The sequence below is a fragment of the Rhodococcus sp. NPDC057014 genome (genome assembly GCF_042673295.1).
Taxonomy (GTDB): Bacteria; Actinomycetota; Actinomycetes; order Mycobacteriales; family Mycobacteriaceae; genus Rhodococcus_F.
Genome location: NZ_JBHUSF010000541.1, coordinates 1 through 3,206, shown reverse-complemented (window position 1 = coordinate 3,206; position 3,206 = coordinate 1). Strand labels below are relative to the sequence as shown.

The following is a 3,206-nucleotide window of genomic DNA, read 5'->3' as shown; positions in this document are numbered from 1 at the left end:
GAGTCTGTGGACTCGTCAACCACGCACGGGCCCGGAGGGCCTAGGCCTGGACGGTCAGGCTCTGCAGGATCTCGCGAGCGAGCGCAGCGGTCTCGGACGGCGTCTTGCCGACCTTCACGCCGGCAGCCTCGAGGGCGTCCTTCTTGGCCTGCGCGGTGCCCGAGGAACCGGAGACGATGGCGCCGGCGTGGCCCATGGTCTTGCCCTCGGGGGCGGTGAAGCCCGCGACGTAGCCGACGACCGGCTTCGTGACGTTCGCCTTGATGTAATCGGCGGCACGCTCCTCGGCGTCGCCACCGATCTCACCGATCATCACGATGACCTTGGTCTCGGGGTCCTTCTCGAACGCCTCGATGGCGTCGATGTGGGTGGTCCCGATGACCGGGTCGCCGCCGATGCCGATGGCGGTGGAGAAGCCGAAGTCACGCAGTTCGAACATCATCTGGTAGGTCAGCGTGCCCGACTTGGACACGAGGCCGATCGGGCCGGTGCCCGCGATGTTGGCCGGGGTGATGCCGACCAGCGACTCGCCGGGGGTGATGATGCCGGGGCAGTTGGGTCCGATGATGCGGGTCTTGTTGCCCTTGGACACGTTGTACGCCCAGGCGTACGCCGAGTCCTGAACGGGGATGCCCTCGGTGATGACCACGAGCAGCGGGATCTCCGCGTCGATGGCCTCGACGATGGCGTCCTTCGCGAAGGCCGGGGGAACGAACGCGATGGAGACGTCCGCGCCGGTCTTCTCGATGGCCTCGGCGACGGTGCCGAAGACGGGCAGCTCGACGCCGCCGTCGTGGGTCACGGTGGTGCCGGCCTTGCGGGCGTTGACACCGCCGACGACCTGGGTGCCGGCCTTGAGCATCAGCGCGGTGTGCTTCGTGCCCTCGCCGCCGGTGATGCCCTGGACGATGACCTTGGAGTCCTTGGTCAGGAAGATAGCCATGTGATTTAAGTCCCTTTACTTTGCGGCGAAGGCCAGCTCGGCGGCCTTGTCGGCAGCCTCGTCCATGGTTCCGACGACCGTGACCAGCGGGTGGGCGGCCTCGGCGAGGATACGACGACCCTCTTCGACGTTGTTGCCGTCCAGGCGGACGACCAGCGGCTTGTTGGCCTCGTCACCCAGCGTCTTCAGGGCGCCGACGATGCCGTTGGCGACCGCGTCACACGCGGTGATGCCACCGAAAACGTTCACGAACACGCTCTTGACCTGCGCGTCGTTCAGGATGACGTCCAGGCCGTTCGCCATGACCTCTGCGGAGGCGCCGCCACCGATGTCGAGGAAGTTGGCGGGCTTCACGCCACCGTGCTTCTCACCTGCGTAGGCGACGACGTCCAGGGTCGACATGACCAGACCGGCGCCGTTACCGATGATGCCGACCTCACCGTCGAGCTTGACGTAGTTGAGGTCGTTTTCCTTGGCCTTGAGCTCGAGCGGGTCGGTGGCGTCCTTGTCCTCGAACGCCTCGTGGCCGGGCTGACGGAACGCGGCGTTCTCGTCCAGCGTGACCTTGCCGTCGAGCGCGAGGATCTGGTCGTCCGGGGTGCGGACGAGCGGGTTGACCTCGACGAGGAGAGCGTCTTCCTTGATGAAGACCTCCCACAGCTTCTGGATCGTCACGGCCGCTGCGTCGAGCACCTCGGCGGGCAGCTTTCCTGCCTCGGCGATGCTGCGCGCGAACGCGAGGTCGACGCCCTTGACGGCGTCGACGGGGATCTTCGCGAGTGCGTCGGGGTTCTCCTCGGCGGTGACCTCGATCTCGACGCCACCCTCGACCGAGCACATGGCCAGGTAGGTGCGGTTGGTGCGGTCGAGCAGGAAGGAGATGTAGTACTCCTCGGCGATGTCACTCGCCTCTGCGACCAGCAGCTTCTTGACGATATGACCCTTGATGTCGAGGCCCAGGATCGCCTCGGCGTTGGCCTGCGCTGCGTCGACGTCGGCGGAGTACTTGACGCCACCCGCCTTGCCGCGGCCGCCGACCTTGACCTGCGCCTTGACCATCACGGGCTTGCCGATTTCTTCGGCAATCTCGCGTGCGCCGGCCACCGTGTCGGTAACACGCCCAGCCGAAGTCGGCACCTCGTGCTTGGCGAAGAGTTCCTTCGCCTGGTATTCGAAGAGATCCATCTGCTCACCGTCTCGTCTGCGTTGACACCCGCTCGAGGGGTAGGAGCGGGTCTGTTTTGGACTTTAACCAGTTGCCGGGCCCGGTCTGCGCCCGCGTGTCTGCTATGTGGTCCACATCACGCGATATCACGCACTGAGGCGGGCCTCACCGCTGCAAACGGGACGGACCTCACCGATTTCTGCGGCGTGCAGTGAGGGCCGCGGCAGCCGCAATCAACACTATGCCCACCGCCCCCGGGACGACACCGGCCCCCATTTCGGGGTCGGTGACCCGGGCGACGGTCAGCGGCCACGACACGAGGTAAACCCCCACGGCAACGGCCGAACCGAGCAGCAACGCGACCGCCCTGGCGGGCCGGGCACGTGAGGCAACTATCACTGCGAGAACGACCGCGACACCGAGCAGCACGCGCCCCCACACGTCGAGGTTCCACGGGACCTCCGCGAACGACGCGGGCGCGTACTCGTCGCCGCGGGCATCGGTCCCGTGGAAGAGCGGCAGTCCGAGTCCGGCGAACGCGGCGACGGCACCGAGTCCGCCGACCGCGAGGACCGCGATCGAGGTGGACGGCTCCTCGGAGGTGTCGATCTCCTCGCGTTCCGCCGAGCCGGCGAACCACGTCAGCACGCCGGTGACGCCCGCGGTGACGGCCGCGCACCACAACAGCACGGCGCCGATTCCCGCGCCGATTCCCGGCACGTCGGTGGCGAGCACCACGGACTGCGACACGGCGGCGACGGAGTACGGGATCGTCACCCACAGCACCCCGACCGCGGGCCGAACGGCGGACGCGAACTCCGACAGCAGCAGCCAGACGCACCCGACGGCGAGGACGAGGGCCGCGACGAGCACGACCCGGGTGGCGTAGACGTCGGGGCGTGCGGTGTCGCCGGGGATGTCGAGGACGGGGAGCAGCGCCCCGGTGGCGGCCAGTAGGGCGGTGACGATTCCGGTGGCCCCGGCGGCGACGTGCCATCGCGCGATCCGGGCGCGCGCCGCGGCGGCCTCGGCTCGTAGCGCCGCCTTGGCGACGCCCTTCGCGGACGGGGTGACCGCCCCCGGCTTGGCCGGGCCGCC

Annotated in this window: 2 protein-coding genes and 1 pseudogene; all 3 read right to left on the bottom strand. The window is 68.3% G+C overall.

The window, feature by feature from the left end:
* Positions 1-40: 40 nt before the first annotated feature.
* Positions 41-943: a succinate--CoA ligase subunit alpha gene (gene sucD, locus ACFTZB_RS44460; RefSeq protein ID WP_005238543.1), complete on the bottom strand. Its 903-nt coding sequence runs from the start codon at positions 941-943 to the stop codon at positions 41-43.
* 15 nt (positions 944-958) lie between these two features.
* Positions 959-2,128 (bottom strand): ADP-forming succinate--CoA ligase subunit beta, encoded by a 1,170-nt coding sequence (gene sucC, locus ACFTZB_RS44455; protein WP_276135506.1) that lies wholly within the window; start codon positions 2,126-2,128, stop codon positions 959-961.
* Between the two features lie 169 nt (positions 2,129-2,297).
* Positions 2,298-3,206: pseudogene (locus tag ACFTZB_RS44450) on the bottom strand (hypothetical protein); the annotation flags it as partial.

What these genes read in the sequence shown, in the direction of transcription:
- sucD (WP_005238543.1), bottom strand. Translation starts at nt 943, where the DNA reads ATGGCTATCTTCCTGACCAAGGACTCCAAGGTCATCGTCCAGGGCATC.
- sucC (WP_276135506.1), bottom strand. Translation starts at nt 2,128, where the DNA reads ATGGATCTCTTCGAATACCAGGCGAAGGAACTCTTCGCCAAGCACGAG.